The 25688-nt window shown below is 59.7% G+C and carries 18 protein-coding genes and 2 pseudogenes; 2 read left to right on the forward strand and 18 right to left on the reverse strand.

The window, feature by feature from the left end; genetic code table 11:
* The 12 genes and pseudogenes from glgX to HUW52_RS30810 all read right to left on the reverse strand — a co-directional run.
* Window positions 1–2160, reverse strand: a complete 2160-nt coding sequence (glgX, locus tag HUW52_RS16105) for a glycogen debranching protein GlgX (RefSeq protein ID WP_175554234.1) — start codon at window positions 2158–2160, stop codon at window positions 1–3.
* A 228-nt stretch (window positions 2161–2388) separates the two neighbouring features.
* Window positions 2389–2703, reverse strand: coding sequence for a DUF2934 domain-containing protein (locus HUW52_RS16110; protein WP_175554235.1), 315 nt, complete (start codon window positions 2701–2703; stop codon window positions 2389–2391).
* 21 nt (window positions 2704–2724) lie between these two features.
* Window positions 2725–5499: a malto-oligosyltrehalose synthase gene (locus tag HUW52_RS16115; protein ID WP_175554236.1), complete on the reverse strand. Its 2775-nt coding sequence runs from the start codon at window positions 5497–5499 to the stop codon at window positions 2725–2727.
* Window positions 5496–7574, reverse strand: coding sequence for a 4-alpha-glucanotransferase (gene malQ / locus HUW52_RS16120; RefSeq protein ID WP_175554237.1), 2079 nt, complete (start codon window positions 7572–7574; stop codon window positions 5496–5498). The genes HUW52_RS16115 and malQ overlap by 4 nt, the downstream gene beginning before the upstream one ends.
* Window positions 7571–9373: a malto-oligosyltrehalose trehalohydrolase gene (gene treZ, locus HUW52_RS16125; RefSeq protein ID WP_175554238.1), complete on the reverse strand. Its 1803-nt coding sequence runs from the start codon at window positions 9371–9373 to the stop codon at window positions 7571–7573. Before treZ ends, malQ begins: the two co-directional genes overlap by 4 nt.
* An 18-nt stretch (window positions 9374–9391) precedes the next feature.
* Window positions 9392–10978: a glycogen synthase GlgA gene (gene glgA / locus HUW52_RS16130; protein WP_150792632.1), complete on the reverse strand. Its 1587-nt coding sequence runs from the start codon at window positions 10976–10978 to the stop codon at window positions 9392–9394.
* 618 nt (window positions 10979–11596) lie between these two features.
* Entirely contained in the window at window positions 11597–12550 is a 954-nt protein-coding gene (locus HUW52_RS16135; protein WP_175554239.1) for a D-2-hydroxyacid dehydrogenase family protein, read from the reverse strand.
* A 13-nt stretch (window positions 12551–12563) separates the two neighbouring features.
* On the reverse strand, window positions 12564–13613 hold the full coding sequence (locus HUW52_RS16140; RefSeq protein WP_175554240.1) for an alpha/beta fold hydrolase: 1050 nt from the start codon (window positions 13611–13613) through the stop codon (window positions 12564–12566).
* Between the two features lie 87 nt (window positions 13614–13700).
* A complete protein-coding gene (locus HUW52_RS16145) occupies window positions 13701–14135 on the reverse strand; it encodes a YqaA family protein (RefSeq protein WP_026000619.1) in 435 nt (144 codons plus the stop codon).
* Complete coding sequence (locus HUW52_RS16150) at window positions 14135–14581, reverse strand: DUF411 domain-containing protein (RefSeq protein WP_016985221.1); 447 nt, start codon at window positions 14579–14581, stop codon at window positions 14135–14137. The genes HUW52_RS16145 and HUW52_RS16150 overlap by 1 nt, the downstream gene beginning before the upstream one ends.
* A gap of 321 nt (window positions 14582–14902) precedes the next feature.
* A pseudogene (locus HUW52_RS30805) lies at window positions 14903–15430 on the reverse strand (methyl-accepting chemotaxis protein); the annotation flags it as partial.
* Between the two features lie 333 nt (window positions 15431–15763).
* A pseudogene (locus HUW52_RS30810) lies at window positions 15764–16894 on the reverse strand (cache domain-containing protein); the annotation flags it as partial.
* A 378-nt stretch (window positions 16895–17272) separates the two neighbouring features.
* Between HUW52_RS30810 and HUW52_RS16160 the strand changes: the two are divergent.
* Complete coding sequence (locus HUW52_RS16160) at window positions 17273–17800, forward strand: hypothetical protein (RefSeq protein WP_016985224.1); 528 nt, start codon at window positions 17273–17275, stop codon at window positions 17798–17800.
* A gap of 64 nt (window positions 17801–17864) precedes the next feature.
* On the opposite strand, the gene HUW52_RS16165 is transcribed toward HUW52_RS16160, so the two are convergent.
* The 6 genes from HUW52_RS16165 to HUW52_RS16190 all read right to left on the reverse strand — a co-directional run bounded on the left by HUW52_RS16165 (window position 17865) and on the right by HUW52_RS16190 (window position 25327).
* Window positions 17865–18800, reverse strand: a complete 936-nt coding sequence (locus HUW52_RS16165) for a GNAT family N-acetyltransferase (protein ID WP_016985225.1) — start codon at window positions 18798–18800, stop codon at window positions 17865–17867.
* Window positions 18778–20088 (reverse strand): phenylacetate--CoA ligase family protein, encoded by a 1311-nt coding sequence (locus HUW52_RS16170; protein ID WP_175554241.1) that lies wholly within the window; start codon window positions 20086–20088, stop codon window positions 18778–18780. The genes HUW52_RS16165 and HUW52_RS16170 overlap by 23 nt, the downstream gene beginning before the upstream one ends.
* Before the next feature lie 43 nt (window positions 20089–20131).
* Window positions 20132–22534 (reverse strand): acyl-CoA reductase, encoded by a 2403-nt coding sequence (locus tag HUW52_RS16175; RefSeq protein WP_175554242.1) that lies wholly within the window; start codon window positions 22532–22534, stop codon window positions 20132–20134.
* A 1-nt stretch (window position 22535) separates the two neighbouring features.
* Window positions 22536–23666: an acyl-protein synthase gene (locus HUW52_RS16180; RefSeq protein WP_175554243.1), complete on the reverse strand. Its 1131-nt coding sequence runs from the start codon at window positions 23664–23666 to the stop codon at window positions 22536–22538.
* 10 nt (window positions 23667–23676) lie between these two features.
* Window positions 23677–24924, reverse strand: coding sequence for an MdfA family multidrug efflux MFS transporter (locus HUW52_RS16185; RefSeq protein WP_016985229.1), 1248 nt, complete (start codon window positions 24922–24924; stop codon window positions 23677–23679).
* A 262-nt stretch (window positions 24925–25186) separates the two neighbouring features.
* Entirely contained in the window at window positions 25187–25327 is a 141-nt protein-coding gene (locus HUW52_RS16190) for a hypothetical protein (protein ID WP_175554244.1), read from the reverse strand.
* Between the two features lie 157 nt (window positions 25328–25484).
* Between HUW52_RS16190 and HUW52_RS16195 the strand changes: the two genes are divergently transcribed.
* On the forward strand, window positions 25485–25673 hold the full coding sequence (locus tag HUW52_RS16195) for a hypothetical protein (RefSeq protein WP_016985231.1): 189 nt from the start codon (window positions 25485–25487) through the stop codon (window positions 25671–25673).
* The last annotated feature ends 15 nt before the right edge of the window (window positions 25674–25688 follow it).

The following is a 25688-nucleotide window of genomic DNA, read 5'->3' on the forward strand; positions in this document are numbered from 1 at the left end:
TCAATCTTCTTCATCACGTTGCAGTTCGAACAGCAGCAACGAGCGCCCGGTAACCGAGTATTCGTGGCCGAAATCGAAGCGTTCCTGGCCACGGATCGACGGCTGATTGGTGTCGATCATGCACGTCCAGAAGCTACCCTCCGGCACTTCCGGCAAGGTGAAATTGACGATGTCATGATGGGCGTTGACCACCAGTAGCAGCGTCGCATCCGCACCCTTGCGGCGAATCCCGGTTTCTTGCGCGCGGCCGTCGAGCAACATGCCCAGGCAGCGGTTGTGCGCGTCATGCCAGTGTTCGGTGGTCATCTCGGTGGCGTCCGGTGCCAGCCAGGTGACGTCCTTGACGCCGATGTCCTCGTTGTACTCGCCGACCAGGAAGCGCCCTCGGCGCAGGATCGGATAGGCCAGTCGCAACTTGATCAGGCGTTTGACGAATTTGAGCAGTGCCTTGCCGTCCTCGCTCAGGTCCCAGTTGACCCAACCGATCTCACTGTCCTGGCAGTAGGCGTTGTTGTTGCCGTCCTGAGTGCGGGCAAATTCGTCACCGGCAACGATCATCGGCGTGCCCTGGGAAAGCAGCAGCGTGGCGAAGAAATTGCGCATCTGCCGATGGCGCAGGGCGTTGATCTCGGGATCGTCAGTCGGGCCTTCGACTCCGTGGTTCCACGACAGGTTGTTGTTGCTGCCGTCCTGGTTGTTCTCGTCGTTGGCTTCGTTGTGTTTGTCGTTGTACGACACGAGGTCGTTGAGGGTGAAACCGTCATGAGCAGTGATGAAGTTCACCGAAGAATACGGCCGCCGTCCACGCTGGTTGAACATCTCGCCCGAGGCGGTCATGCGACTGGCGAAATCGGCAACCTGACCGTCGTCACCTTTCCAGAAGGCGCGCACGGTGTCGCGGAACTTGTCGTTCCACTCGACCCAGCCCGGCGGGAAGTTGCCGACCTGGTAGCCACCGGGGCCGCAGTCCCACGGCTCGGCGATCATTTTCACCTGACGCAGCACCGGGTCCTGGCGGCAGGCGACGAGGAAGCTGTGACGTTCGTCGAAACCGTCGTGATAACGGCCGAGAATGGTCGCCAGGTCGAAGCGGAAGCCGTCGACGTGCATTTCGCTGGCCCAGTAGCGCAACGAGTCGGTGACCATCTGCAGCACGCACGGGTGGCTCAGATCGAGGGTGTTGCCGGTGCCGGAATCGTTGATGTAGAAGCGCTTGTCGTCGGGCATCAAGCGGTAGTACGAGGCGTTGTCGATGCCGCGCATCGACAGGGTCGGGCCTTGCTCGTTGCCCTCGGCGGTGTGGTTATAGACCACGTCGAGAATCACTTCGAGATTGGCTTCGTGCAAGTGCGCAACCATCTCCTTGAACTCGGCGATTTTGCCGCTGGCCAGATAGCGCGGGTCCGGGGCGAAGAAGGCGATGCTGTTGTAGCCCCAGTAATTGGTCATGCCTTTGTGCAGCAGATGCTGGTCGTTGACGAAGGCGTGAATCGGCAGCAACTCGACAGTGGACACGCCGAGCTTGCGAATGTGTTCAAGCACATCGTCAACCATCAGCCCGGCGAAAGTGCCGCGTACGTTCTCCGGCACCGAGGGGTGACGCATGCTGATGCCGCGTACGTGGGTTTCATAAATGATGGTTTTGTCCCACGGCACGCTGACGCGATGGTCGTTGCCCCAGGTGTGCGCCGGGTCGATGACTTTGCACTTGGGCACAAACGGCGCGCTGTCGCGTTCGTCGAAACTGAGGTCGGCATCGGGATGGCCGATGGTGTAGCCGAACAGCGCTTCCGACCATTTCAATTCGCCCACTAATTGCTTGGCGTACGGGTCGATAAGTAATTTGTTGTGGTTGAAACGGTGACCGTTGGCCGGATCGTACGGGCCGTAAACGCGGTAGCCGTAAATCAGTCCGGGATGCGCATCGGGTAGATAGCCATGGTAGATCTCGTCGGTGTATTCCGGCAGTTCGATGCGTTCCAGCTCGACTTCGCCGGTATCGTCGAAGATGCACAGTTCGACCTTGGTGGCGTTGGCGGAGAACAGGGCAAAGTTCACCCCCAGCCCATCCCAGGTCGCACCGAGCGGGAAGGGCAGGCCTTCGCGGATTCTGGATGGCTCGGCGTGCGCGGTGGGTTCGGCTTTCTTTGGACGGGTCATGATTGCTCCTGCAAAAATCGGGGGTAGTTCGGTTAACACCAATCCCCTGTGGGAGCGAGCTTGCTCGCGAAGGCGGAGTGTCAGTCGACTTCAATGTTGAATGGCAGATCGCATTCGCGAGCAAGCTCGCTCCCACAAGGGATTTGTGTATTTCTTCAGGGCGAGTCAGCCCATGGTGGCGAGCGAACCCGCCACACAGTCATTCAGTTCAATAATCCGGTTAGAGCGTCAGATCGCCGAAGGCTTCTTCGGCGCTCGAGGCTTTTTCTCAGCGGGTTTTTCGCCCGGGGGAATCACTTTTGCAGCGCTGGCCGGTTTGGCCTTGGCCGCAGGTTTCGGTTTGGCGACCGGAGCTTTGGGCTCGGCGGTTTTGCCCGCGGCTTTGCTACCAGCGGCTTTTGGTGGTTTCTTCGGTGCCAGCGCTTCGGCTTCAGCGAGCTTGCGCGCCATCTCCCAATGGCGCGCCTCCTGACCATCAGGTTGGCCTTCCGATTCCCAGATTTGATAGGCGAATTCGCGGATGCGTTTATCGTCGGTACTCATCGCAATGCTCCTGAACTGAACTCATGCTTGTGTTAAGTGTTGGATAAAGAGATTGACCGGGACATCCCCCAGCGCGTCGCTGATATTCAGCTCCCTGTTTTTTGTGACTGCGCTGCTTGAAAAAAGTCCCTTCAGGTTTGTGTCAGAGGCGGCGAACGGTAGAACCACCCGCGTATCGCCCCAGCGCAGCGCATCGACCTGGGGTACAGCACCGTTTTCCAGCAGGGTTGCACAACGGATCGGCACGATCACGATGGCCTGTATTCCCTCGTGTTCGCGGGCAAATGCGAGCACGTTGTGCGCCTGACTGCCGAGCACTTCCAACGGCTGGTAGTCACCACGCCGGAACAACTCGGCATGCTCGATGCGCAGGTTCAACACTTGCGCAATCAAGGCTTGTTTGATGCGCCCGTCACGCCAATTCGCCAACAGTTCCACAGGTGGCAATGGCGCCTCCAGTGCGTGCTCGCGAGCGGCGTAATCCACCGGCCGGCGGTTGTCCGGATCAACCAGGCTGAAGTCCCAGAACTCATTGCCCTGATACAGATCCGGCACCCCCGGCACGGTCATGCGCAGCAAGGTTTGCGCCAAGCCGTTGAGGGCGCCGGCGGCGGCGATGCTGTTGACGGTCTTGCTCAGCGCCGCGCGCAGCAGTTCGCCGTCCTCACCGGTAAGGAGTTTTTCCGTGAACGCCTGCGCGGCGTTTTCATAGGCTTCGTTAGGCGCACTCCAACTGCTTTGCAGCTTGGCTTCGCGCAGGGCTTTCTGCTGCCATTGCCAGATGCGTTTGGCGTAGTCGGCGAACCCGGCCTGATCGTCATCGCGCAGTTGCAGCGGCCAGCTGCCGAGCAACGCTTGATAGAGGATCAGCTCATCGCCGCTCGACGGCATCTGCTCGTCAACCCGAACGGGGCGGGCGAGGGCGCGCCACAACTCGATCTGCTCGGCATACCAATGGCTGCGCTCGCTGAGCACAGCCAGACGTGCGCGAGTGTCTTCGCCACGTTTGTGATCGTGGGTGGCGGTGGCCAGCAAGTTGTCGGGGAAGTCGTTCAGCCGTTGCAGATTGACTGCATGAAAGTCGCTGACCGGGGCACTGAATTGCTCGGTGTTGTAGCCGACGTCATTGCGTGACAGCAGCACCGCCGAGCGATACAGCGCGGTGTCTTCCACGGCTTTGGCCGCTGCCGGTGAAGTCAGTTGCTGAAAGCGTACGCAGGCATGCTTGAGAATCTTGCGTGAGCGCCCGCGCGGTTTTTGCCGCCATGGGGTCCCGCCCAGCCAGCCTGCGACGCAATCGAGCACCGGCCAGTCGGCTTCGCTCAGCGTTTGTCGGGCTCCGTCCATGGCCTGCTGGAAAAACACCTCGTCCTGCGCCGAGCGGCCCATGGCGCTGATGTATGTGCGATACACCGGGAAATGCACGATCAACGCCTGCAACACCCGGCGGATCGCGCCGAGGGTCAGGTCGCGGGTCATCAGGTCATCACGGGCGACTTGCAACAGGGCCTGGGCGACGCTCTCGCAATCACTGGCCAGCGAGCCGTTGAGAATCTGCTGACGCGCCAGTTGCGCTTCTTCGATGAATGCGGCCGGGCGTTCGGTGCGCCGTTGCCAGAGGTCGCCGAGCACGTATTCGCCGTCCGGGTCGTGTTGCAGCAGCGATAGTTGATTCATGAACTCGTAACCGGTGGTGCCATCCACCGTCCAGTCGCGGCGCGGGGTTTCACCAGCGCCGAGGATCTTCTCGACGTAGATCGGCAAGTGCCTGCCCGGTGCCAGCAGATCAACCCGGCGGCGCAATTTGCGGCAATAGCCACGCGGGTCGGCGAGGCCGTCGATGTGGTCGATGCGCAAACCATCGACCAGCCCTTCGGCAATCAACTGGAAGATCTTGCCGTGGGTGGCTTCGAACACTGCCGGGCGCTCGACCCGTAGCCCGCCAAGTTCGTTGATGTCGAAAAAGCGCCGCCAGTTGATGTCATCTGCTGCCGTGCGCCAACTGGCGAGGCGATAGCTTTGGCGCTCGAGCAACTGATGCAGCGCCTGGAAGCCTGCTTCGATCATTGAGTCGAAATGCTCAAGGTTGCTTTGAATTGCTTCAAGCGTCTGCGGATCGTTCGCCAGTTCGCGCAACTCTTCCTTCAGTGGCATCGCCAGCGAATGTGCATCGGTCTGATAACTGAGCGTGTTGAACCGGTCAGCGAGGGATTTCAGCGTCTCTTGGTGTTTGAGGATCTCACCGTAGTCACTCGGGCAGATCGGGAAGTGATGGTCGTAATGTTCGACGTAAAAGCTGCCGGTCTGCGCGTTGAACTGCAATTTCAGCGTGCCTTCCTGCAAGGCCACGCCGTAATCGCTGCCGAGAAACGGCAGCAGCAACTGGCCCTCCATCAACGGGTCGGGCGAATGCCACTGAATGTCGAAGAACTCGCCGTAAGGGCTGAGCCGACCCCATTCCAGCAAGTCGAGCCACCACGGGTTGTCGTTGCCACCGACGGCCATGTGGTTGGAAACGATGTCGAGGATCAGCCCCATGTTGTGTTCGCGCAGGGTGCTGACCAGGCGCCTTAACGCTGGCTCGCCACCGAGTTCCGGGTTGACCCGGGTCGGGTCGACCACGTCGTAACCGTGCATCGAGCCGGCCCGCGCGGCGAGTAGCGGCGAGGCATAAATGTGGCTGATGCCAAGACTGGCAAAGTACGGCACCAGCGGCACCGCTTGTTCCAGAGTGAAGCCTTTATGAAATTGCAGGCGCAAGGTCGCGCGCAGAGGCTGAATGAGCGTTTGATTCATTGGTCACGCTCGGCAGCCTGAAGACGCGCACAGGCGAGCAGTTCCAGACGTCGCGCGGCGTCAGCGTCATCGAGCAGTGCTTCACTGGTGCCGGGCAAACGTCGTGACCAGTTCGGATGGGCGTCGATGGTGCCCGGAAAATTGGCTTGCTCGTTGATGCCCAACGCATCCTCCAGCGGTAACAGCACCAGTGGTGCGCGGGTGTGGCCGAGAAAACGCACAGCGGCATCGACCACTTGATCGGCCTCGTGGGATTCCTCGCGAAAATTCTGCGGGTCCTGACTCAAGGCGTTGCGCAAGCCTTCGCGCTCACGTTGTCGGTGGTGCCGCCATTCGATTTCACCGTTGGCATCGACAAAACCCAGGCGTGCATTCCAGTCGATGTCGCGGCCATGCCACCAGCCGTTGAGTGTCGGCAGGTCGTGGGTGCTGGTGGTCGCCAGCGCGTTGTCCGGCCAGTCGAGTATCGGTTTGAAATAAGTGTTGTCCTGTTCAAACAACAGTACGCGCATGCCGAGCATCCCCCGCGCGCTGAGTTTTTCGCGCAAGCCGTCGGGCACGGTGCCGAGGTCTTCGCCGAGGACGATGGCCTGATGACGATGGGATTCAAGGGTCAACAATCGCAGCAGATCGTCCACTGGGTAATACAGGTACGCGCCATCGGCCGGCGCCGCGCCGTTGGGGATCACCCACAAGCGTTGCAGGCCCATCACGTGGTCGATGCGCAAGCCGCCGGCATGGGCGAAATTGGCCCGCAACATGTCGATGAAGGCGCGAAAGCCGTTGCGGATCAGGCCTTCCGGAGAGAAGGCGGAAATCCCCCAGCCCTGACCGGAACGATTGAGAATATCCGGCGGCGCGCCGACGGTGAGCGAGGCGAGCAACTCATCCTGAAAGCTCCAGGCCTGACTGCCGGCGCCATCGGCCCCGACGGCGAGGTCGGCGATCAGGCCGATGCCCATGCCAGCGCTGCGGGCGGCGGTTTGCGCACGTTCCAGGCAACGGTGGATCAGCCATTGGCAAAAAGCGAAATAGCCGATGCGTTCGGCGTACTCTTCGGCAAAGGCTTCGAGCGCCGCGCCGCGTGGGTCATGCCAGTGCTCCGGCCATTGCCGCCAGTCGAGGTTTTCGCCACGGGCGGCGCGCATTTCCTGAATCGCTTCGAAACGGCAGTGGTTTTCCAGCGCTTCGCCACCAGCGTGGCGGAAACTGGCGAAGTCCGGGTGCAGCGGATGCTCACCGGCGATGAAACCTTCGTACAAGGCTTGCAAGAGTTTCTGCTTGGCGTCGGCGGCGCTCGGCCAGTCGATCAGTGTCAGGTCTTCCAGTTGCGCGAACTGCTCGGCCAGGCCGGCCGCGTCGATCGCATCACGCAAGGCGCGCTCACCGAGAATGGCCCCGGGTGCTGCGTAAAGAGAATTGAGGAACAACCGACTGGATGGCGAATATGGGCTGTAGCGCCCGGTGTCGGCGCTGAACATGGCGTGCAGCGGGCTGATCGCCAAAGCATCGGCGCCGCGTTCACCGGCCACGCGGACCAGGTCTTCCAGTGCTTGAGTGTCGCCGAAGCCGCCGTCGCCTGCGCGGCGCAGCGAATACAACTGCGCACTCAGGCCCCAGACACGGGGAATCGGATTATCCACCGCATCGCCGACGCTGAAGCAGCGCTCCGGGGCCACGGCCAAGGTGAAATACTGATCGCTGATGTGCACCTGTTGATAGCCGACCGGGATCAGTCCCGGCAATATCGCTTCGGAATCGAGTTTCAGGTTCAGCCGCGAGCCATCTTCAAGGTGGATTTCACACGGTGTCTCGGGTGCGAAGTACCGCGCCAGATCCACGCCGACCCCGACATCGGCGGTCAACAGCGGCGGCAGGTGGCGGTCTTGTTGAACGGCTTGCAGTTCCAACAGGCTGGCGTCGATTTCCTGCGCCGTGCTGGCGGGGTGGCCGAGGCCGATCAGGACATTGCGCAGCACCGCCGGGGCGACTTTTTGCGGGCGGCCGTTGGCGTCGATCCAGTCGACGGCGAGGCCGGCGCGGCTTGCGAGAATTTCCAGTTGCGCATCGCTCATAGGCGCTCTCCATTCAGAGGTTGCAAAGGGGTTGCGGCCGTGAGGCTGACAAGCGCGCAATACGCGGGCAGTACGCCCGATTCCGATAGATCGACGGCGGGTGGCTGTTGAAACAACCACACGGCCTCGGTCTGTGGAGGGTTGACCACTGGCGTGTCGCTGAGGTTCAGGTCAATTCGCAGCTCGCTGCCATTGCCCAGACGCCAGCGCGCGCTGACCGCGCCATACCCGAGCATATGGGCGCCGAGCGCTTGCGTGCCGGACAGATGGGGAATGATGTACTGATGCCGAAATTGCAGGAGCGTTTGGTAGAGCGCGAGGGTTTCCTGCTGTTTTTCGCTGCCATGGCCGATCAACCTTGGCTGTGAGGCGTGGAAGGTTTTTTCAGCATTCGGGTCAGGAATCTGCTCGCGCTTGTGCGGATCGGTGAAGGCGCTGAACGCGGCGAATTCATTGCGTCGTCCTTCACGCACCAGTTTCGCCAGTTCGCCGTGGTGACTGGTGAAAAACAGGAACGGCTGCTCGGCGGCGAACTCATCGCCCATGAACATCAACGGAATCATCGGTGACAGCAGCAACAACACGGTCGCTGCCTGCACGGCGCGCGGATCGGCCAGATGATGCAGGCGCTCGCCGAACGCACGGTTGCCGATCTGATCGTGGTTTTGCAGGAACAGCACGAACGCTGTCGACGGCAGGTGTTCGCTGGACTCGCCGCGAGGTTCGCCGTGGCGAGTGATGTGGCCCTGGAAGACAAACCCCTGACTGAGGCAGCGCACCAGCTGTTCGGTGGGTTGTGCGGCGTAGTCGGCGTAATAGGCATCGGTTTCGCCGGTCAGCAACACGTGCAGGGCGTTATGGCCGTCGTCGTTCCATTGCGCGTCGTAGTCGTATTCCAACAGGCTGGACTGGTTGAGCTCGTTTTCCACGGTCAACCAGACGTGGCGGCTCGGGTCAATCTGCGCGCGAATGCGCTGGGCCATTACTGTGAGGAAGTCCGGGTCCTCGATGGCATGCACCGCGTCCAGACGCAGACCGTCGAAGCGGTACTCAAGCAACCACATCAGGGCGTTTTCGATGAAAAACTCGCGCACTTCGTCGCGGCGGAAATCGATCGCTGCGCCCCACGGTGTGTGTTTGTCCTCGCGGAAAAAGCCTTTCGCGTAACGATGCAGATAATTGCCGTCGGGGCCGAAGTGGTTGTAGACCACATCAAGAATGACGGCCAAGCCGTGGCCGTGGGCGCTGTCGATCAGGTGTTTGAGTTGTTCCGGCGTGCCGTAAGAGGCTTGCGGGGCGTAGGGCAAGACACCGTCGTAGCCCCAATTGCGTTCGCCGGGAAACTGCGCCAGCGGCATCAGTTCGATGGCGGTGATGCCCAGGCCCGCAAGGCGCGCCAGATGTTGTTCGACTTCAGCGAAGCCACCGAGCGCACCGACATGCAACTCGTAGATGACTGCTTCGCTCCACGGCCGACCGAGCCAGGCAGTGTGGCGCCATTGATAGGCCAGCGGATCGACCACCACGCTGTGGCGGTCAAGGTCGCCATCCTGTGCCCTGGAGGCCGGGTCGGGCACCTCCAGTTCGCCGTCGATGTTGTAGCGGTAGCGAGTGCCCGCCGGACAGCGGGCCTTGATCACAAACCAGCCGTCTGCCTGAGACAGCATCGGTAACGACTGGCCGTTTTCAAGTTCGACACTGACGTAAAACGCATCCGGCGCCCATAGCGCAAATTGCGTGTGTTCGGCGTCCAGCATGATCGCGCCGTGGGGCCAGGTTTCAGTAGACCGTAACGGCATCGTGGTGAACCTCCCTGGTTATTTGTGGTGAGCTTTACCCAGCGCCTTGGCGACCAGTTGTTCGTAGAGTTCGGCGTACGGTTCAACCGCTTTGCACCAGTTGAACGGCGCGGCCATGGCCCGGCAACGCATGGCATTGAGCAGTTCGGGGAAGGCGAACACCTTGAACGCGCGGCTCAGGGCCTCTTGATAGCTTTCAGCGGTGGACTCATCGAAGAGGAAACCGGTGACACCGTTTTCTATGGTGTCGGCCAAACCGCCAGTATTGCGCGCCACTGGTAGCGAACCAAAGCGCTGGGCGTACATCTGGCTTAAACCGCAAGGCTCGTAACGCGATGGCATCAGCAGGAAGTCGCTGCCGGCGAACATGCGCCGGGCGTCGGTTTCGTTGAAGCCGATGCGCACGCCGATCTGTCCTGGAAAACGCAGCGCCAGTTCGCGCATGGCTTGTTCTTCTTCCGGTTCACCGCGACCGATGATGGCGATCTGGCCACCGTTCTGCACGATGTACTCGGATACCGCGATCGTCAGGTCGAGACCTTTCTGATAGACCAGTCGCGACACCACGGCGAACAGCGGGCCTTCTGAGTCATTCAATTCAAATAGCTCACGCACGTGCGCGGCGTTGACCGCTTTGCCTTCCCAATCACCAATGGCGAACGGTGCGAACAGATGCGGATCGGTGGCAGCGTCCCAACTTTCATCGATGCCGTTGGGGATGCCGCTGAGCAAACCTTGCTGGGTCTTGGCGGCGAGAAAACCGTCGAGGCCGCAGCCGAAATCCGGGGTGGTGATTTCCTGCGCGTAAGTGGCGCTGACCGTGGTGATGTGACTCGAATAGGCCATGCCGGCCTTGAGGAACGACATCTTGCCGTAGAACTCCATGCCTTCCTGTTGCAGGGCATGGTTGGGAATGCCCAGCTCAGGGCAGGAGCCGAGGCTGGTCACGCCTTGATAGGCGAGGTTGTGAATGGTGAACAGGGTGGGCGTGCGCTGCCCGCGCCAGTGCATATAGGCAGGGGCGAGGCCGGCTGGCCAGTCATGGGCGTGCACCAGATCCGGGCACCAGTGAATTTGCGCGAGGTTGGCGGCGATATCAGCAGCGGCCAGACCTAAACGTGCGAAACGAATGTGGTTGTCGGGCCAGTCACGGCCGTTGTTGGCGCCGTAGGGCGAGCCTTCGCGCTCGTAGAGTTCGGGGCAGATCAACACGTAGATCACCAGCCCGTCCGGCATGTCCATACGGCCGATCTTGCACGGTGGCAGCGCTGCATGGCCGCCAAGTTCGCCGATGATGTGGATCGGATTTTCGCTGTGCATCACCTGCGGGTAACCGGGGATCAACACACGCACGTCGTGCAGATGGGCCATGGCCCGGGGCAGAGCAGCGGAGACGTCACCCAAGCCGCCGGTCTTGACCAGGTCGGCGATTTCCGAGGTGACGAACAATACTTTTTTCTTGTTGGGGTTCTGGCTCGCTACCGGAGTCAGCGTTTTGGTGCCGGGGACGTTGATCTGTCGGCTGCCGGGAACACTGATGGTGCTCGATTCACCAACCGCCTGCTGAGCACGCTCTCCCTGAATATCCAATGCCGCACTGATCATATGAATCTCCCGTCTCGTTGATCTGATTCTTGTCTTGAACAAGCGATGTCCATGGCCAAGTCCTGTGGCCGGGCGCAAACGCGCCACGCATCGGTGAGCAAACGCTACCCAACACGCGCAAGCAGAATGGGTGAACGGGCCATTGCAAGGATTGCACCAGTCGCTTTGGCCCTGCCTTTCAGATGACCCGTCGCGCAGAGCAAAAGTTTCGACTTTTTTTCCGGACTGTGACCGACCGGTCGAGCCCTGCGAAAATCAGTCTAGGCCAGATCCTAGAGCGGGCCAGAGCAAATGGGTAAATTGTTCGACAATCGGTTGGCAGGCAGCGAAAACCTTGCTTTTGAGGGGCAAACGCACCGACGAAGTGCAGGTTTTTCTGCGGGGGAGGGCCAAAACGGTGACTGGTCGGTCACGATTTTGTGCTAGCGAGAAGGGCGGTTGCACTGTTGTGGTGCGGGCAGTTTGTTGCTGGGGAGGCAGTGACTGCCCCTTCGCGAGCAAGCTCGCTCCCACAGGGATCTTCAGTGATCAGAAAATTTGTTTCCGGCACAGATCCAATGTGGGAGCGAGCTTGCTCGCGAAGGCGATGATCGCTACACCACTGTATTCATGAAGTTCTCAGTTCAACAGACGAATCGGACTACCCGCCACCCAAGCCTGAATATCCTCGATCATCTGCGAAAAGAACTGCTCATAGTTTTGTCGACTGACATACCCCACATGCGGCGTCGCCAACACATTGTCCAATGTGCGAAACGGGTGCATGTCTGGCAGCGGTTCCTCCTCGAACACGTCCAGCGCCGCCCCGGCAATGTGCTGTTTCTGCAACGCCTTGATCAGTGCCGCTTCATCGACAATCGGCCCGCGTGCGGTGTTGACCAGCAGTGCCGTTGGTTTCATCCAGCCCAGCGCCTGCGCATCGACCAGACCGCGACTGCGCTCGCTGAGCACCAGATGCACCGACAACACGTCGGCCTGCTCAAACAATGCCTGTTTGCTGACGTACGTAACGCCAACCTGCTGCGCCCGTTCGGCGGTGAGGTTTTCGCTCCAGGCGATCACTTTCATGCCAAACACCTGGCCAAACTGTGCGACACGCTGGCCGATGCTGCCCAGACCGAGAATCCCGAGGGTCTTGCCGTGCAGGTCGCCACCCAGCCCTTGCTGCCACTGACCGTCGCGCAGGGCATTGGCTTCATTCACAAGATTTCGTGTCGCCGCCATGATCAGCGCCCAGGTCAATTCCGGCGCGGCATGCTTGTAACTGTCAGTGCCGCAGACCTTGATGCCCAGTTTTGCCGCTGCCTGCATGTCCAGCGCGGCGTTGCGCATGCCTCCGGTGACCAGCAGTTTCAGATTGGGCAGGCGCTTGAGCAGGTCTTCATCGAACCGCGTGCGTTCGCGCATCACACAAATCACCTGATAGCGGCCCAGGCGCTCGGCCAGTGTGGCGTTGTTGGCCGGGTAATCATGTTCGAACGTCACTTCGCCGAGGCTATCGAGCACCGACCAGTCAACCACATCGCGGGCTACGTCCTGCCAGTCATCGATCACTGCAATCTGCACCGCCATCAGCCTTACCTCATCAACGAACCGGATTGGATGTATTCAGCCAGTCGAGCAGAGCTTTGTGGAACTGCGCCGGTTCTTCCATTTGCGGCGCGTGGCCCATGCCGGGAAACTCCACCAGCATCGACTGCGGGATCAGCTTGGCCACTTGTTTGCCGAGCACTTCATAGTGGCCGATTTTCGCTTTCACTTCAGGTGGCGCGAGGTCCTTGCCGATGGCCGTAGTGTCGGATGTGCCGATCAGCAGGAGGGTCGGCATCTTCAGGTCCTTGAACTCGTAGTACACCGGCTGAGTGAAAATCATGTCGTAGATCAGCGCCGAGTTCCACGCGACTTGGGTCTTGCCCGGCCCCTTGCTCAGGCCGGCGAGCATATCGACCCAACGGTCGAATTCCGGTTTCCAGCGGCCATCGTAGTAGGTGGTGCGCTCGTATTCACGAATGCCTTGGGCGCTGACCTTGAGTTCACGTTGATACCACTGATCCACCGTGCGATAGGGCACACCAAGGGCTTTCCAGTCTTCCAGACCGATCGGGTTGACCAGTGCCAATTGTTCGACCTGTTCAGGGAACAACAAGGCATAACGGGTGGCGAGCATGCCGCCGGTGGAGTGGCCGAGCAACGTGGATTTCTGAATGCCCAGTGCTTTGAGCAACTGCTGAGTGTTGGTCGCCAGTTGCTGAAAGCTGTACTGATAGTTGTCAGGTTTGCTGGAGGTGCAGAAGCCGATCTGATCCGGCGCGATCACCCGGTAACCGGACTCGCTCAAGGCCTTGATCGAACTGTCCCAAGTGGCTGCGCAAAAATTCTTGCCGTGCATCAGCACCACGGTGCGGCCGTTGGCCTTGCCGTGGGCGGCAACGTCCATGTAACCCATCTGCAGGGATTTGCCCTGAGACTGAAACGCAAAGTGCTTGAGCGTGTAGGGGTACTCGAAACCTTGCAGTTCCGGGCCGTAGGCCGGGCCTTCCGGCGCGGCTTCGCCTGTCGTGGCAGCCTGAGCTGACAGGGGCAGGGCGGCGCAGAGGAGCAGGGATGGGAGCCAACGGGAAAACGTGACAGACATAAGGTCAAACTCCGTTTGAAATCGGCCGATGCTGGAACGGCTGGATTATGCCGACGTTAAACACAGGCAATGCCCGCGCCCGAACGTTCAACCCAGCCAGCCCAGCGTCAGCATGGCCAGCACGCCATAACGGGCACCTTTGGCCAGAGTGACAATCACCAGAAAGCGCCCGAGCGGTTCGCGCATGACGCCGGCAATCAGCGTGAGCGGGTCGCCAATGATCGGCAACCAGCTCAGTAGCAATGACCAATGCCCGTAGCGCTCATAGTGTTTGCGCGCCCTGGCCATGTGCGCGGGGCTGACCGGAAACCAGCGTCGATCCTGAAAGCGCTCGATGCTACGGCCCAGCCACCAGTTGACCAGCGAACCGAGTACATTGCCCAGCGTCGCCACCGCAAGCAGGCCCCACAGCCAGTAACGCTCGCTGACGATCAAACCGACCAGCACTGCCTCGGACTGCAACGGCAACAAGGTGGCCGCACCGAACGCGGCAAAGAACAGCCCGAAGTAAGCGGCGCCGATCAATGGGCCGGGTAGTCCGCCACGACAACGTCAGCGCCGTCCTTTTTCAGGCCGATCACTTGATAGGCATCGCTCATGCCGTCCATTTCCATGCCCGGCGAACCCATCGGCATACCCGGTGCGGCGACGCCGAGCAGATCGTCACGCTTGCTCAGGGCCAGGACCTGCTCCGCCGGCACGTGGCCTTCGACGAATTTGCCGTTGATGATCGCGGTGTGGCACGACGCCAGACGCGGCGGTATGCCATGTTGTTGCTTGAAGCTGCTCATGTCGCTTTCGACGTGGTCTTCGACTTTGAAACCGTTGGCTTCTAGATGGCTAATCCATTTTTTGCAGCAACCGCAATTGGCGTCGCGGTGCACTTCGATCGGGATCAGGTCGGCGGCTTGCGCCATGGAAGAAATGAACAGGGCGCTCAGGGCGACCAGACGCAGATGGGTTCGCATAACGGATTCTCGGCTCGGCTGACGATCAGAAAAGAACGCATTTTGAACGGTTTTTTCCGCCAGGCATCAACGCAATGTTTCCAGTTGTTGCAAGGCAGGCTGGCAGGATGATCGTAGATCAAGGCTGTCAGGTTGCTGAGCGCGAGATGACAAAGTTGTCAGGTGGCCACATCTGGCGATGGTATGGCCCTGTGGGAGCGAGCTTGCTCGCGAATGCGGTCATTCAGACACTGAAGCAGCGACTGGCAGGTTACTTTCGCGAGCAAGCTCGCTCCCACAAGGGGTATCTGTCGGGCAGAAAACCCTTGTGGGAAGCAGAGATCAGCGGACTTTGAAACGTCCCATGATCGCGCTCACCCGGCTATTGGCTTCAAGTAACTGATGGGTATTCAGTTCGCTGGCCTTGCCGCTCTGCACCAGCTCATCAACCATATGACGGATCTGCACCATGCTGCGGTTGATCTCTTCGGTCACGGCGCTTTGCTGCTCGGCGGCGGTGGCGATCTGCGTGCTGAGGCTGTTGATATGGCTGACCGAGCCGGCCATTTCATCCAGGCCCGAGTTGACCCGGGCAGTGGCATCGGCAGCCGACTGACAGCTGGCCTGGGTGTTTTCCATGGCGCTGACCGACGAGCTCACGCCCTGCGTCAGGCGAGTCAACATTTCGTTGATTTCGGACGTACTGGCCTGGGTCCGGGCGGCGAGGGCGCGGACTTCGTCGGCCACCACGGCAAACCCTCGACCCTGTTCACCGGCACGAGCCGCTTCGATGGCCGCGTTGAGGGCCAGCAGGTTGGTCTGGCCGGCAATTGCGCCGATCACTCCGAGGATCTCGGTGATGCGCTGTGCATCCTGTTGCATGTTTTCAACTTTATGTGTGGCGCTGGCCACCTCGTCAATCAGCGCCACCACACTGTTGGTCGCCTCGCCCACGACCACCCGGGAACGGTCGGCGTTTTCGTTGGCGCGCTGTGTAAACGCAGCGGTCTCGGCGGCGTTTTGCGCGACGCTCTCGGCGGTTGAACTCATTTCGGTAATCGCCGTAACGGTCTGATCCGTTTCCGAGGCGTGACGCAGCAGGATCTGGCTGGTGTGGGCCGAGGTGCGTTGCAGGTTGTCGAGGCTCGACGCCATGGCCCCCGTGGCCTGGGTGACTTCGCCGATCATGTTCTGCAGATAGGCGATGAAGGTGTTGACCGAGTGTCCGATCGCGCCGAGTTCGTCTTCAGCGCGGATGGTGATGCGTCGGGTCAGATCGGCATCGCCGCTGGACAGCAAGTCAATGTTGGCTTTCAACGCTTTCATGCGCTGCACCAACTGGCGAATCGCATAGACCTGCAACAGCACCAGCAGAATCACCAGCGGAATCTGCAACAGGCTCAAGGTGCTGAGGACGTCATCACGTTGCGCCGTGAGCATTTTCGTCGGCAGGGCGGTGGCGAGGAACCAAGGCGTACCTTCAATCGGACGCATGAAGAAGGTGCTGGCTTCACCGTTGTTGTCGAACTCGATGCGCTGCGCCTGATCACGGTTCTGCAGGCCGTTTTTTACCTGGCTGGCGAACGTCGACGTGCCGGCCAGTTCGCTGATGTTCTTCAGCACGATCGGGCCACTGATGCGCGAGCTGTTACTGATGATCTTGCCGTCGGCTTCGATGATCAGCATTTCGGCGTTGAGGTCTTTCTCCTTGCGCGCCACCAGATCATTGAAGAAGCCGAGGGTCACGTCGATGGTCGAAACACCCCAGGCGTTACCGTTTTTCTGGATCGCCATGGCGCAGTTGGTGCGCGGTTCGGCGCTGGCGTCGTCCTTGTAAGCCGCTGCCCATGCGCACTGACCGCGTGGTGTGGCCATGCCACCCTTGTACCAGCTCTGGTCGTAATAGTTGGGCGCCGCGTCGCTGTTCCAGAACGTGTTCACCGCCAGTTTGCCCGAGGCGTCGCGGTGCCAGAAGGTGCTGAACTTGTTGCGTCCGGCCTCACGCTGCCCCGGCAGCGGCCAGATCCCGCCGCCGAATACCTTCAGCTCGCCGTACTGATCCACCAGCCCCGGCAACACCGCGTCGATGGCTGCGCTGTCGAGTAACGGGATGGTCTGGGTGATGCTGCGCTGTTGCGCCTGAACCTTGTTGAGTTCGCCCTGAATCTGCTCGGCAACCTCAGCGATACGGTTGAGCACTACCTGTTCTTCGGTGTGACGCAGTTTGGGGGCGACCAGTTGGCTGATGCCGACCACGGTCAGTACCGACAGCAACAGGATGAACAGAACCAGAAACAGCGTGTAACGAGCCTGAATAGTGCGGAATGCGGGCATGGAAACCGGTCCTTGAGCTGCGATTCTTATTAGGGGCGGGGTAAAACAGTGCGGGTGTCCCTAACGTATCGTCGCTACGTCGGGAAGCTTGAGGTACAGGCGTACTAAAAAGGCGCGCGCTGACGACTGGTCAGTATCGGCGTTGATACATGGAGCTGACTCACGCGTCTGTCAGGGCGCAAAATCTTTTCGAAAGCGTGTAACGGGCGCCTCGCAAGCCAGCATCCATGGGCATTGCTGGTTTGTATCGAGAATGTACGAGAATTGTAAAAAAATGCATGAAAAGGTTGGGTGCCATTACGTGGCCGGTAGATACTCCCCGGCATCCGAGTGGTTCAACAAAGGACATTTCATGTTTATTTCACAGGGAGTTTTCTCATGACAATCGGTATTGTCGGCGGTTGGGAGAGCAAGGCTGGCGTCATGGTGCGCAATACCGGCGCGAAGAAACAGGTGTCTCAAAGTATCAAGGTGCAGCAGATGCTCACCATGGTCGGTAACGATCCAAATGCCTTGAATGTCGCCGAAATGGACAAGCAAGGCCTGCGCAAGAATATCAAGGGCTTCGATCCGACTAATGTCTCGGTCAAGCAAATGGGCAACCTCAGCGCCATGCTGCGCAGCCGAGGGCTGATCTCGGAGATCACCTCTTTCACGCTGATGAATGCCGGCGACAAGTTCGACCGTTTCGGCGTGACCAAAGACATTGATGTCAAATTCAACGCACTGGAGTATTTCGCGACTCAGCTCGATGCGATCCAGAATAATGGTCTCAATGGCAACGCGTACGGCAAGAGCCTGATCCCTGAATTCAAAAAAGCGATCTACGTTCTGCAAAACCTCAAGATTTACGGCGACGGCAACGCGCCGCTTCCCCCTAAAGACGGCATTAAAGCCACGGCTTGAGGCTACAGAAAATGACCCGCTCAAATTGCGCGGGTCATTTCGCACGACCCACGATGCGTTCAAGTCACCGCGGCGTTTCGCTCAGGTGCAGGGCGAGTTGCTGCTGAGCCTGATCATGTAACTGCTGCATGTGCGGGCATTGCAGTGTCAACCCGCGCAGCCGGTAACCTCGGTGAAACAGTGCCAGCCATCCCCCTTCCTTGCCTTCGGCGGGTGCCAGCCCGGTAAACACAAATCCTACCGCCGCGAGCCTGCTCAGGTCCCAGGCGAATTGCTGTGACAGTCTGAGCCGGATCGAAATCAGCCAGTGCCGGGGCAATTGGCGTATCTGTTCAAGCAGGGCGGGCCGCAGATGCTTGAGGTACATGTCATAACGGTTAGCGTGTTGCTCCAGACGAATCGCTGCACCATGCCAGCGACTGGTTCGTTCCTGCGTACCGAAAGCCTGACATAAATGCTGCATGAAGTTCCGGCAACTGTCTGGCCAGGACTGTCGGGGCAGCGGGCGGCGATAGCCGTCGATCATGCGGCAACCCACAACGATCGACTCTGGCGCCGGGCTGCCGAATGGCGATGGGACGTAATCGGGCAGCAATCCGGTGTTTTGAAAACCCAGGTTGATAGCCATCCGCTGCGTATACGGATGATGAGTCACTTGCTTGATCGATACGTTGTGACAGCCCAGCGCCTGTGCGTGAGTCAGCAGTTGCTCGCCCAGGCGGGTGGCAATATTTTGGCCCCGGGTATCAGGGTGAACCACGCTCAGGGCCAGTTCCGCGATGGGTGAGTGGGTGTCGCGAAACAGTGTGGCGTGCCCGCAGATCTGCTCGCCGGTCACCGCGACCAGCGAGTGCCAGCGTTTGTCAGCGTGGTTCTGGCTGATCATGTGCGGCAGGTAGACATGGGGTTGCACGTAATGGTCGCCGTACACCTGACGGAACAGCACACTGACGGCCTCGGCATCGCTGTCGCGATAGTTACGCAGAATCAACGGTTCCATCCGGCACCTCCTTGTTTCTCGCTCCATAGCAGCGCAGATCGAGCACGCGCAGGCATTTGCCCGAACGGGGGTGGCGCGGCAGATCCTCAAACGAGCAGCACTCGATGTGCAGGGCCAACAGGTGATCGGTCTGCAATTGCGCGATCAACGGGTAACGCGCGATCAACTCGGTTTTCAGCTGTCGATCGACCTCGATCGTGGCAGGAGATTGCGCGGTCGCCACCCATCTCAGCTTCAGCACATCCCTGTGCCCGGACTGTTCAATGACCAGTTGCCAGTCATCGCTGGCGGCAATGCTTCGGGTCATCTGGCCGATGTCTTCCGGTATCAGTGACACAATTCCCACGCGAACGCGTTGACTGCTGGCGCTACGGCCCTTTAGCGCGAATTTGCGTTGCGCCGCGCCGACAGGCTCTCGCCAACAGGCCAGGTCGCCAACCGGGTAGCGAATCAGCGGCATCAAGCGCCGGTCGAGATTGGTCAACACCAACAAACCGGTGCGATCGCAGGTCTCGATGACTTCGCCGGAGTGTTCATCAATGATCTCCAGCAGAGCGTGGTGCTCATGCATGCGATGCTCGCCTTCCTCACAGTCGCGCTGGCTGCTGCCAATGAAGCCCGCATCGACGCTGGCGTAACCGATCGAAGCAATGCGCGCATGGGGGAACGCTCGTTCGAGCAGTTCGCGCTGCGACGCGAACAGGCTTTCACCGCCATACAGAAGGGTGTCGATGCCGGGTATTGTCTGCTCCCGGCGTTTGAGCCATTCGGCGAACGTCAGCAGGTGGGCGGGCAGACCTGCCAGCACATTGATCCGGTGCTGCTCGATTGATTGCGCCAGAACACATGAGTCGACGTCGCCGGTGAAAGGGAACTCGGTGATATTCACGGCGACATGCGCCAATGAATCGTGGATGAACAGGAAGCTGGCATACAAGTCGCCGGCGAAGAACAGATTGGCTACCCGATCACCCGGTTTGAACTGCGAGCTGAGGCTTGTGCCGAACTCGGTTACCAAACGACGCCACTCGCGCTGGGTATACACAGAGAGCTTTCCGGCGCTGGTGGAACCACCGGTTTTGAATACCAGTGCTCGCTCGCGGGTCGCGGTCAATACCGGCCAAAGATCCAGTGACTGACTGTTTTGCCAATAAGCAAGAGGCTCAATCAGCGGCAGTTGCATCAGTGAAGTTACTTCATGGGGTACATCTGCCAGATGTCTCGCATAGAACGGCGAATGCTGACGAGCGAAAGTGATCAACTCGTTCAGCGGTTCAGAAGTTTTCAATAGGTCACCCTTTTTATAGTTGTCAGATCGAACGCAGAAAGTGTCAGCGCCGTGAATCAATCAATATCGGCGTCTTGCCGCTGTGTGCGTTTCGGATGAAGTTTTCGATTGCGCAGACTTCGAACTCCACGATCAACAGACCGGTCTCGACAAGGGTCGCCAAGGTCAAGTAACCGGACAGCCGTTCCTGCGCGTCGGCCGTTTTCAGTTCGCTACACACGCGCATACGTTCGAGGCCATCGTCGGCATGATCCAGCCGCAGTTGAAATGGCACCTGCAGGTGCAGCGCCAATTCGCTCAATGAAATGAAGTCGGTGCCGATACGGATCAGCTTGCCGTGGCGCTGCAGCAGCTCGAAGCGCGGCGATGTCAGCCCGCAGGGGCAGGGGCCTGACAACCAGCGACCGGTGTCGCCTATGTCATAGCGCGCAACGTTCTGGGCCTGGCGTGCGGTCGATGTGAACAGCAAGCGGCCGACCTGATCGCCGGCCACAGGTTGATCGCTGTCCAGTGCCACGATTTCCAGATGCTGGGTGTCATTCATCAAATGAAAAACGCCATCGCCCGTGGCCTCGCAGGCGTGGCCGAGCGGCCCGGCGTCGACACTGCCGTAGATCGCCGAGCGGATGCTGGAAACACCACAACTGCGCAGCAAGTCGCGGCTGTGTTCACTGAGATGCTCGCCGCCGAGAAAAACCTTTTCGACCCCGCCGTAAGCTTGTAACCGTGGCCGTTCATCAAGGAACAGCCGATGCAGCGTGCTGGGCATACCGATCAACACCGTCACCCGCTGACTGATGATCAGCTCGGCGATTTCCCGGTAGTCGTCATCGGACGGTGCGGCCATCGGCAGGTGCGTGATGTCGAGCAACTCGAGCACTTTGGCAAAGCTGAGAAACCCGCCGTATAGCCCGCCACAAAAGAACAGGTTCATCACCCGGTCACGCGCCGGATCCAGGCCGGCGGCGAACAAACCGTCAGCCGTGGCACGCATCTGCCGGTGAAAGTCCTGGTAGCTATAGACCGACAGTGCCGGCGAGCCACTGCTGCCTCCAGAGCGAAAGTACAATTGCGCCGAAGCGTTCAGCGGCTGAGCAGTGAAAGCTGCCTTGTCCATGATTGGCTGCCCGTACAACGTTGTCGGCTCAGATGGCTGATCAAGGGTGGCGTGGTTGGAAAGCACGCCGCTGGGCAAGCTGGCCGAGACGCGTCGGCTGAGCCGCTGCAACGCATAGACGCCGTCATGGGGTTCGCCGTCATAGCCCTCGTGGATGCCAGCAACCTGCGTGATTCGCGTGACACCCGCAGCGATCAATGTGCGTGCCAGCTCGCTGATTTGGCTGTCGCCGCACAGCAGCGCACAGCTTTGCAGGACATTGCGCCATGGCAGCAACGTGTCGGTGATCAATGCCCGGGGCACCGGATGCAGCAGTACGCTGCGAAACAACGGTGAGGGCGTGAGTTGGCGTTCATGCGTCCAGATCACCTGCCAGCCTGGTGCGTGCCAGATATCCCCGGTCTGCTCGGCGAAGCTGTGCCCCAGCCGTGCCATTTGCATGTGCGTGGTGATTTGCGCGGCCTCTTGCAGCGTCGGCAACAGTGCCGGCCAATGCCCGGCGCGCCGTTCGAGGGCGGCAGACAAGCCTTGCCCGATCTCGCGCAGTACCTGCGGATCGTCACTGTCCACCAGCAACCATTGCGGGCTGGAACAGGCCTGCTGATCCAGCCGACAGACTTCGTCAGCCACGGCGTCCAGATTCTCCGGGGTGGCTGCATCGGGCGTCAGATAGACGAAGCTGATGCGGTGTCCCCAGTCGATCCAGCGACACCCGGCCGGAATCTGTTGGCGAATCGCTTGCAGGGCCGCTTCACCACCCCAGGCCGCGACGCCATTGGCGTGTTTGCACAATGATGTGATTTGCGCCGTACTCACCGGCAGTACTGCGATATAACCGGCCAGTTGGCCGCTCGGATCGCAGTGCAGCAAGGCGCTGAGCAGGCGGGCGGTCAGCCCTTGATCGCTGCTGCTGGGGCGCAACCAGTTGACGTTGCCGGCCAGCAGGCTTTCCAGCACCGCGCAGAACGCCAGCAACGGCGCGTTGCCCGGCGTAATGTGGACCACCAGGCCAAGCGGGCTCCAGCGTTCGAAACGTGCTTGCCGATAGTCGATACGGCGCAATGAATCGGGCTGAGCGCCGAGTTCGCGCAGCAGTTTGCTGTGTAACGCCTGCGGTTCGCAGAAGTCGATCAATGCCTGGCGTTGCTCGGCATCGAGTGACAGCGCGGGATCTGCGCTGCGCAGTCGTTCTGCGAAGTGAGTGGCAGCGTGGATGACTGTGCTGCTTTGCAGCGGGGTAGCGAGGTGTTGCGCCAGATCGGCGTGAAGGCAGGCAAGCGCTTCGTCGAAGCTGACAGCGTCGTGCAGGTGGCCGTTGATCAAGTACATATCAATGACTCCCCAGCAATTGCGCGGCCGCCATTGCACAGCTTCTGCCGGCCGTGGTGCCTGCCCGGCCATGGAGTTCGAACCAGTCGCTGGCAAGTCCACAATCGCAACTCGTGCCAGGGTGCAGCGTTGCCAGATCGCTCATCACCACCGAGTGCGCAGGACTGGACGAAATGTAGGGCGAGACGAATCCGAGCAAGCCTTGCTGGCCATAAGTCTGAACGCAGAAGTCCGTCGGATTGCGTACGAACACCTTTGAGTAGACCGGGACATGGAAACGATGCCGGGCACATTCGATGTAAGGCACAGCATGCTCCACGGCACCATAGCCATCGCGGCATCGGGATATTTCAATGCCCAGCTGCCGACGGATGGCGCTGTACAACTGCTGTTTGGGGATTTCATCGGCGGCCCGGGTTTTCCAGCCGCCGCCGAAAAACACCAGCGACTCTGCAGGCAGTTCAAGGTCTGGCATGCTGAGGGCCTGCATGCGTTGCAGGGCCTGCCACAGGAACGCCGGGAAGCCGAGGATTCGCACCGGCAAACCTTCTTCGGCAAACGCCTGTAAGGCACTGATGACGCCGAAAACGTCAAACTGATGACCCTCGCCAGTGCTGCGCAAGGCGTAGACCACGCGGTTGGCCGGGGCGAAACGGCACAGGAACTGATCGGTGAACGAGGTGCCCAGGGTGATCCGGCCTTGTGGCTCGTAGCTCAGCAGCAAGTAGTTGCAGGGCGTATCCGGGGTGTCCCAACCGTAATGCCGAAATATCTGCGCAACCATCCATTGCGCGCCAGCCAGACTGCGTTCGTCGTAACGCATACGGCTTTTCTGTCCGCTGGTGCCGGAGGATGTCAATTCCAGTGCGTCCTCGCCGACGCTGCTGAGCAACAGTCGCTGTTTGAAAAAATTGGCGAAGACAGGGGGCAATCGTGACCAGTCATCGAGAATGTCGAGATCATTGAGGTGCAGTCCGCTGGCATTGAGCCAGGCTTCATAGCCGGGTGTTTGCTGGCAGTGAAACCGGCTGATTTCGGCCATGGCCCGGTCGAACAACCCCGGGGGTACGGAGTCTTGGCAGTAAGGACGTGGCAACGCACAGAGGGCGTCGCTTGAGGGTAAGTGAATCATCAATATTCCTTTATTGAGCTTTGGTAGAGGCGGCTTTGGCGTCTTGCAAGAACCCGTGCAGCAAGGGCAGGCATGTCAGGCCAGCGAGGGCGGACAAGAGCGCAAAGAATTCAAGGCGTGTGCCGCCGCCGATCGTGGCAATGAGTGAGGCGCCGAGACCCATGACGGCAATGGAGATCATGCCGATCATGGCCGAGACCAGCCCTTTGCTATCCTCGGTACAGAACAGCGCCAGTCGATACAGCGTGGCGTTGCAGATGCCCAGTCCGACGCCGTAGAGCGCCAGACTGGCCACCACCGGTACGGGGCCGGCAGCCAATAATGCGCAACCGAGCAACGCCACGAGCCCCATGCACAGCGGCCAGAGGCCGATCCTGATCAACTCGGGCAAGGCGTGAGTGAGCAGTAAACGGTTGAGAATCAGGTTGCCGACGATGACGGCGGAGAAAATCGGTATCTGCCACAGCCCGTATTCCAGTGGCGTATGGCCCAGCAACTGGATCAGCAGGATCGGCGACAGCCCGATCCAGGCGATCAGGGGGAGAGTCATCAGCCCTAACGCAAGGCTCGCACCGAAGAACCGGCGATTGCCGAGCAGGGCAAGGTAGCGCTGTCGCGTACGTTTCAAGGAAAAAGGTATCGCGGCCTGATGCTGGCCATCTCGACGTATGACGCCTACGGTTTCCGGCATCCAGGCGTAGAGCCCGAGCCAGACCATCGCTGCGACAAGGCCTAACGCCAGAAACAACTCGCGCCAGCTCAGCCATTCCAGAAGCAGGCTGCCCAGCAACGGCCCCAGCAACGGTGACAGCAGCGCGACATTGCCGAGCAAGGCCATGAGACGTACGGCGTCAGCCTCGCAGAACACTTCCTGCAGTGCCGGATAACTGACCGAAATGACGAAGCCCAGTCCCATACCCTGTATCAGGCGCAGCAGATTGAAAGCTTCAATGCTATGAGCGGCAAAAGCGGCCAAACAGGCCACCCCGAATATTGCACACCCGATCAGTAACAGGCGTCGTCGCCCCCAACGATCGGAGAGCGGCCCCATCAACCATTGCAGGCAGATGCCCCCCAGCAAATAGAGATTGAAGGCATTGGGAACATGTCGAATGTCGGCCTGGAGTTCTGTCGTGACGTCCAGCATGGCCGGCATGACCAAGTCACTGGCCATATACGTCAGCAGTTCAAACGCAGTCAGTGCCAGACAAAATCCGATAACCTGGCGCGGCCCGATTGTTATAAGTGTTCTCTGCATACACATCCTTGTCAGTGTGTGTTGAAAAAGGCATGCAGAGACTAGAGCTAGCCAAGTGGCTGACCTAGTTGTTTGCTAAGACATTAAATTTCAAATGCTTGCAGCGTATTGATTGGATCCAAAAACAGAAAAGGATCAATGAGGTTTAAGGCCGATGGAATAAATAATGCCCGCACAGGGGCGGGCATTGTTTATCTGAGTGAACTAACGAAGTGGACGCAGGGTGCATCATGGGCGAGCGGGCAGGGCGAAGTATTCACCACTAACGATGCTGGTAGTAGGCAGGGCCTCCCCGGTCGTAACGGTGGTGGTCATCATGCCAACCGCCGTGGGGGAAGATGATGCATCCACTCAAGGTCAGCAGGGTTAGAACGGGAATCAGCCAGGTGATTCGACGCAACATTTGAAAAGTCCTCATGGTGATGCCGTCATGAAGCCAAAACTCTTCATCGGCTGTAACATGAGACCCCGTTTGTCACGGCGCATCCCCGTAAAACGGTAAGCGCATGGCATGCAAGCGGATACAAACCGGATACATTCCAAAGTTTCAGGAAACCGTAATGACCCAGAAGCAACGCTTGATTTATTCGATTGTGATCGCCGTGTCCGTACTGGCGATCATGCTCGGTCTGTCCTGGCTGCAAAACGCCGGGAAGATCGATGAAAAGACCTTTCAATACATCGCCATCGGTGTGGCGGTGGTCGTGGTGGTGATCAACGGCGTGATGCGCCGCAAGGTCAAGCCCTGACGGCGTTCGTTACAC

This window comes from Pseudomonas sp. 43A (assembly GCF_013363935.1).
Classification (GTDB): Bacteria; Pseudomonadota; Gammaproteobacteria; order Pseudomonadales; family Pseudomonadaceae; genus Aquipseudomonas; species Aquipseudomonas crudilactis.

What these genes read in the sequence shown, in the direction of transcription:
- glgX (WP_175554234.1), bottom strand. Translation starts at nt 2,160, where the DNA reads ATGACCCGTCCAAAGAAAGCCGAACCCACCGCGCACGCCGAGCCATCC.
- HUW52_RS16110 (WP_175554235.1), bottom strand. Translation starts at nt 2,703, where the DNA reads ATGAGTACCGACGATAAACGCATCCGCGAATTCGCCTATCAAATCTGG.
- HUW52_RS16115 (WP_175554236.1), bottom strand. Translation starts at nt 5,499, where the DNA reads ATGAATCAAACGCTCATTCAGCCTCTGCGCGCGACCTTGCGCCTGCAA.
- malQ (WP_175554237.1), bottom strand. Translation starts at nt 7,574, where the DNA reads ATGAGCGATGCGCAACTGGAAATTCTCGCAAGCCGCGCCGGCCTCGCC.
- treZ (WP_175554238.1), bottom strand. Translation starts at nt 9,373, where the DNA reads ATGCCGTTACGGTCTACTGAAACCTGGCCCCACGGCGCGATCATGCTG.
- glgA (WP_150792632.1), bottom strand. Translation starts at nt 10,978, where the DNA reads ATGATCAGTGCGGCATTGGATATTCAGGGAGAGCGTGCTCAGCAGGCG.
- HUW52_RS16135 (WP_175554239.1), bottom strand. Translation starts at nt 12,550, where the DNA reads ATGGCGGTGCAGATTGCAGTGATCGATGACTGGCAGGACGTAGCCCGC.
- HUW52_RS16140 (WP_175554240.1), bottom strand. Translation starts at nt 13,613, where the DNA reads ATGTCTGTCACGTTTTCCCGTTGGCTCCCATCCCTGCTCCTCTGCGCC.
- HUW52_RS16150 (WP_016985221.1), bottom strand. Translation starts at nt 14,581, where the DNA reads ATGCGAACCCATCTGCGTCTGGTCGCCCTGAGCGCCCTGTTCATTTCT.
- HUW52_RS16160 (WP_016985224.1), top strand. Translation starts at nt 17,273, where the DNA reads ATGACAATCGGTATTGTCGGCGGTTGGGAGAGCAAGGCTGGCGTCATG.
- HUW52_RS16165 (WP_016985225.1), bottom strand. Translation starts at nt 18,800, where the DNA reads ATGGAACCGTTGATTCTGCGTAACTATCGCGACAGCGATGCCGAGGCC.
- HUW52_RS16175 (WP_175554242.1), bottom strand. Translation starts at nt 22,534, where the DNA reads ATGTACTTGATCAACGGCCACCTGCACGACGCTGTCAGCTTCGACGAA.
- HUW52_RS16180 (WP_175554243.1), bottom strand. Translation starts at nt 23,666, where the DNA reads ATGATTCACTTACCCTCAAGCGACGCCCTCTGTGCGTTGCCACGTCCT.
- HUW52_RS16185 (WP_016985229.1), bottom strand. Translation starts at nt 24,924, where the DNA reads ATGCAGAGAACACTTATAACAATCGGGCCGCGCCAGGTTATCGGATTT.
- HUW52_RS16190 (WP_175554244.1), bottom strand. Translation starts at nt 25,327, where the DNA reads ATGTTGCGTCGAATCACCTGGCTGATTCCCGTTCTAACCCTGCTGACC.
- HUW52_RS16195 (WP_016985231.1), top strand. Translation starts at nt 25,485, where the DNA reads ATGACCCAGAAGCAACGCTTGATTTATTCGATTGTGATCGCCGTGTCC.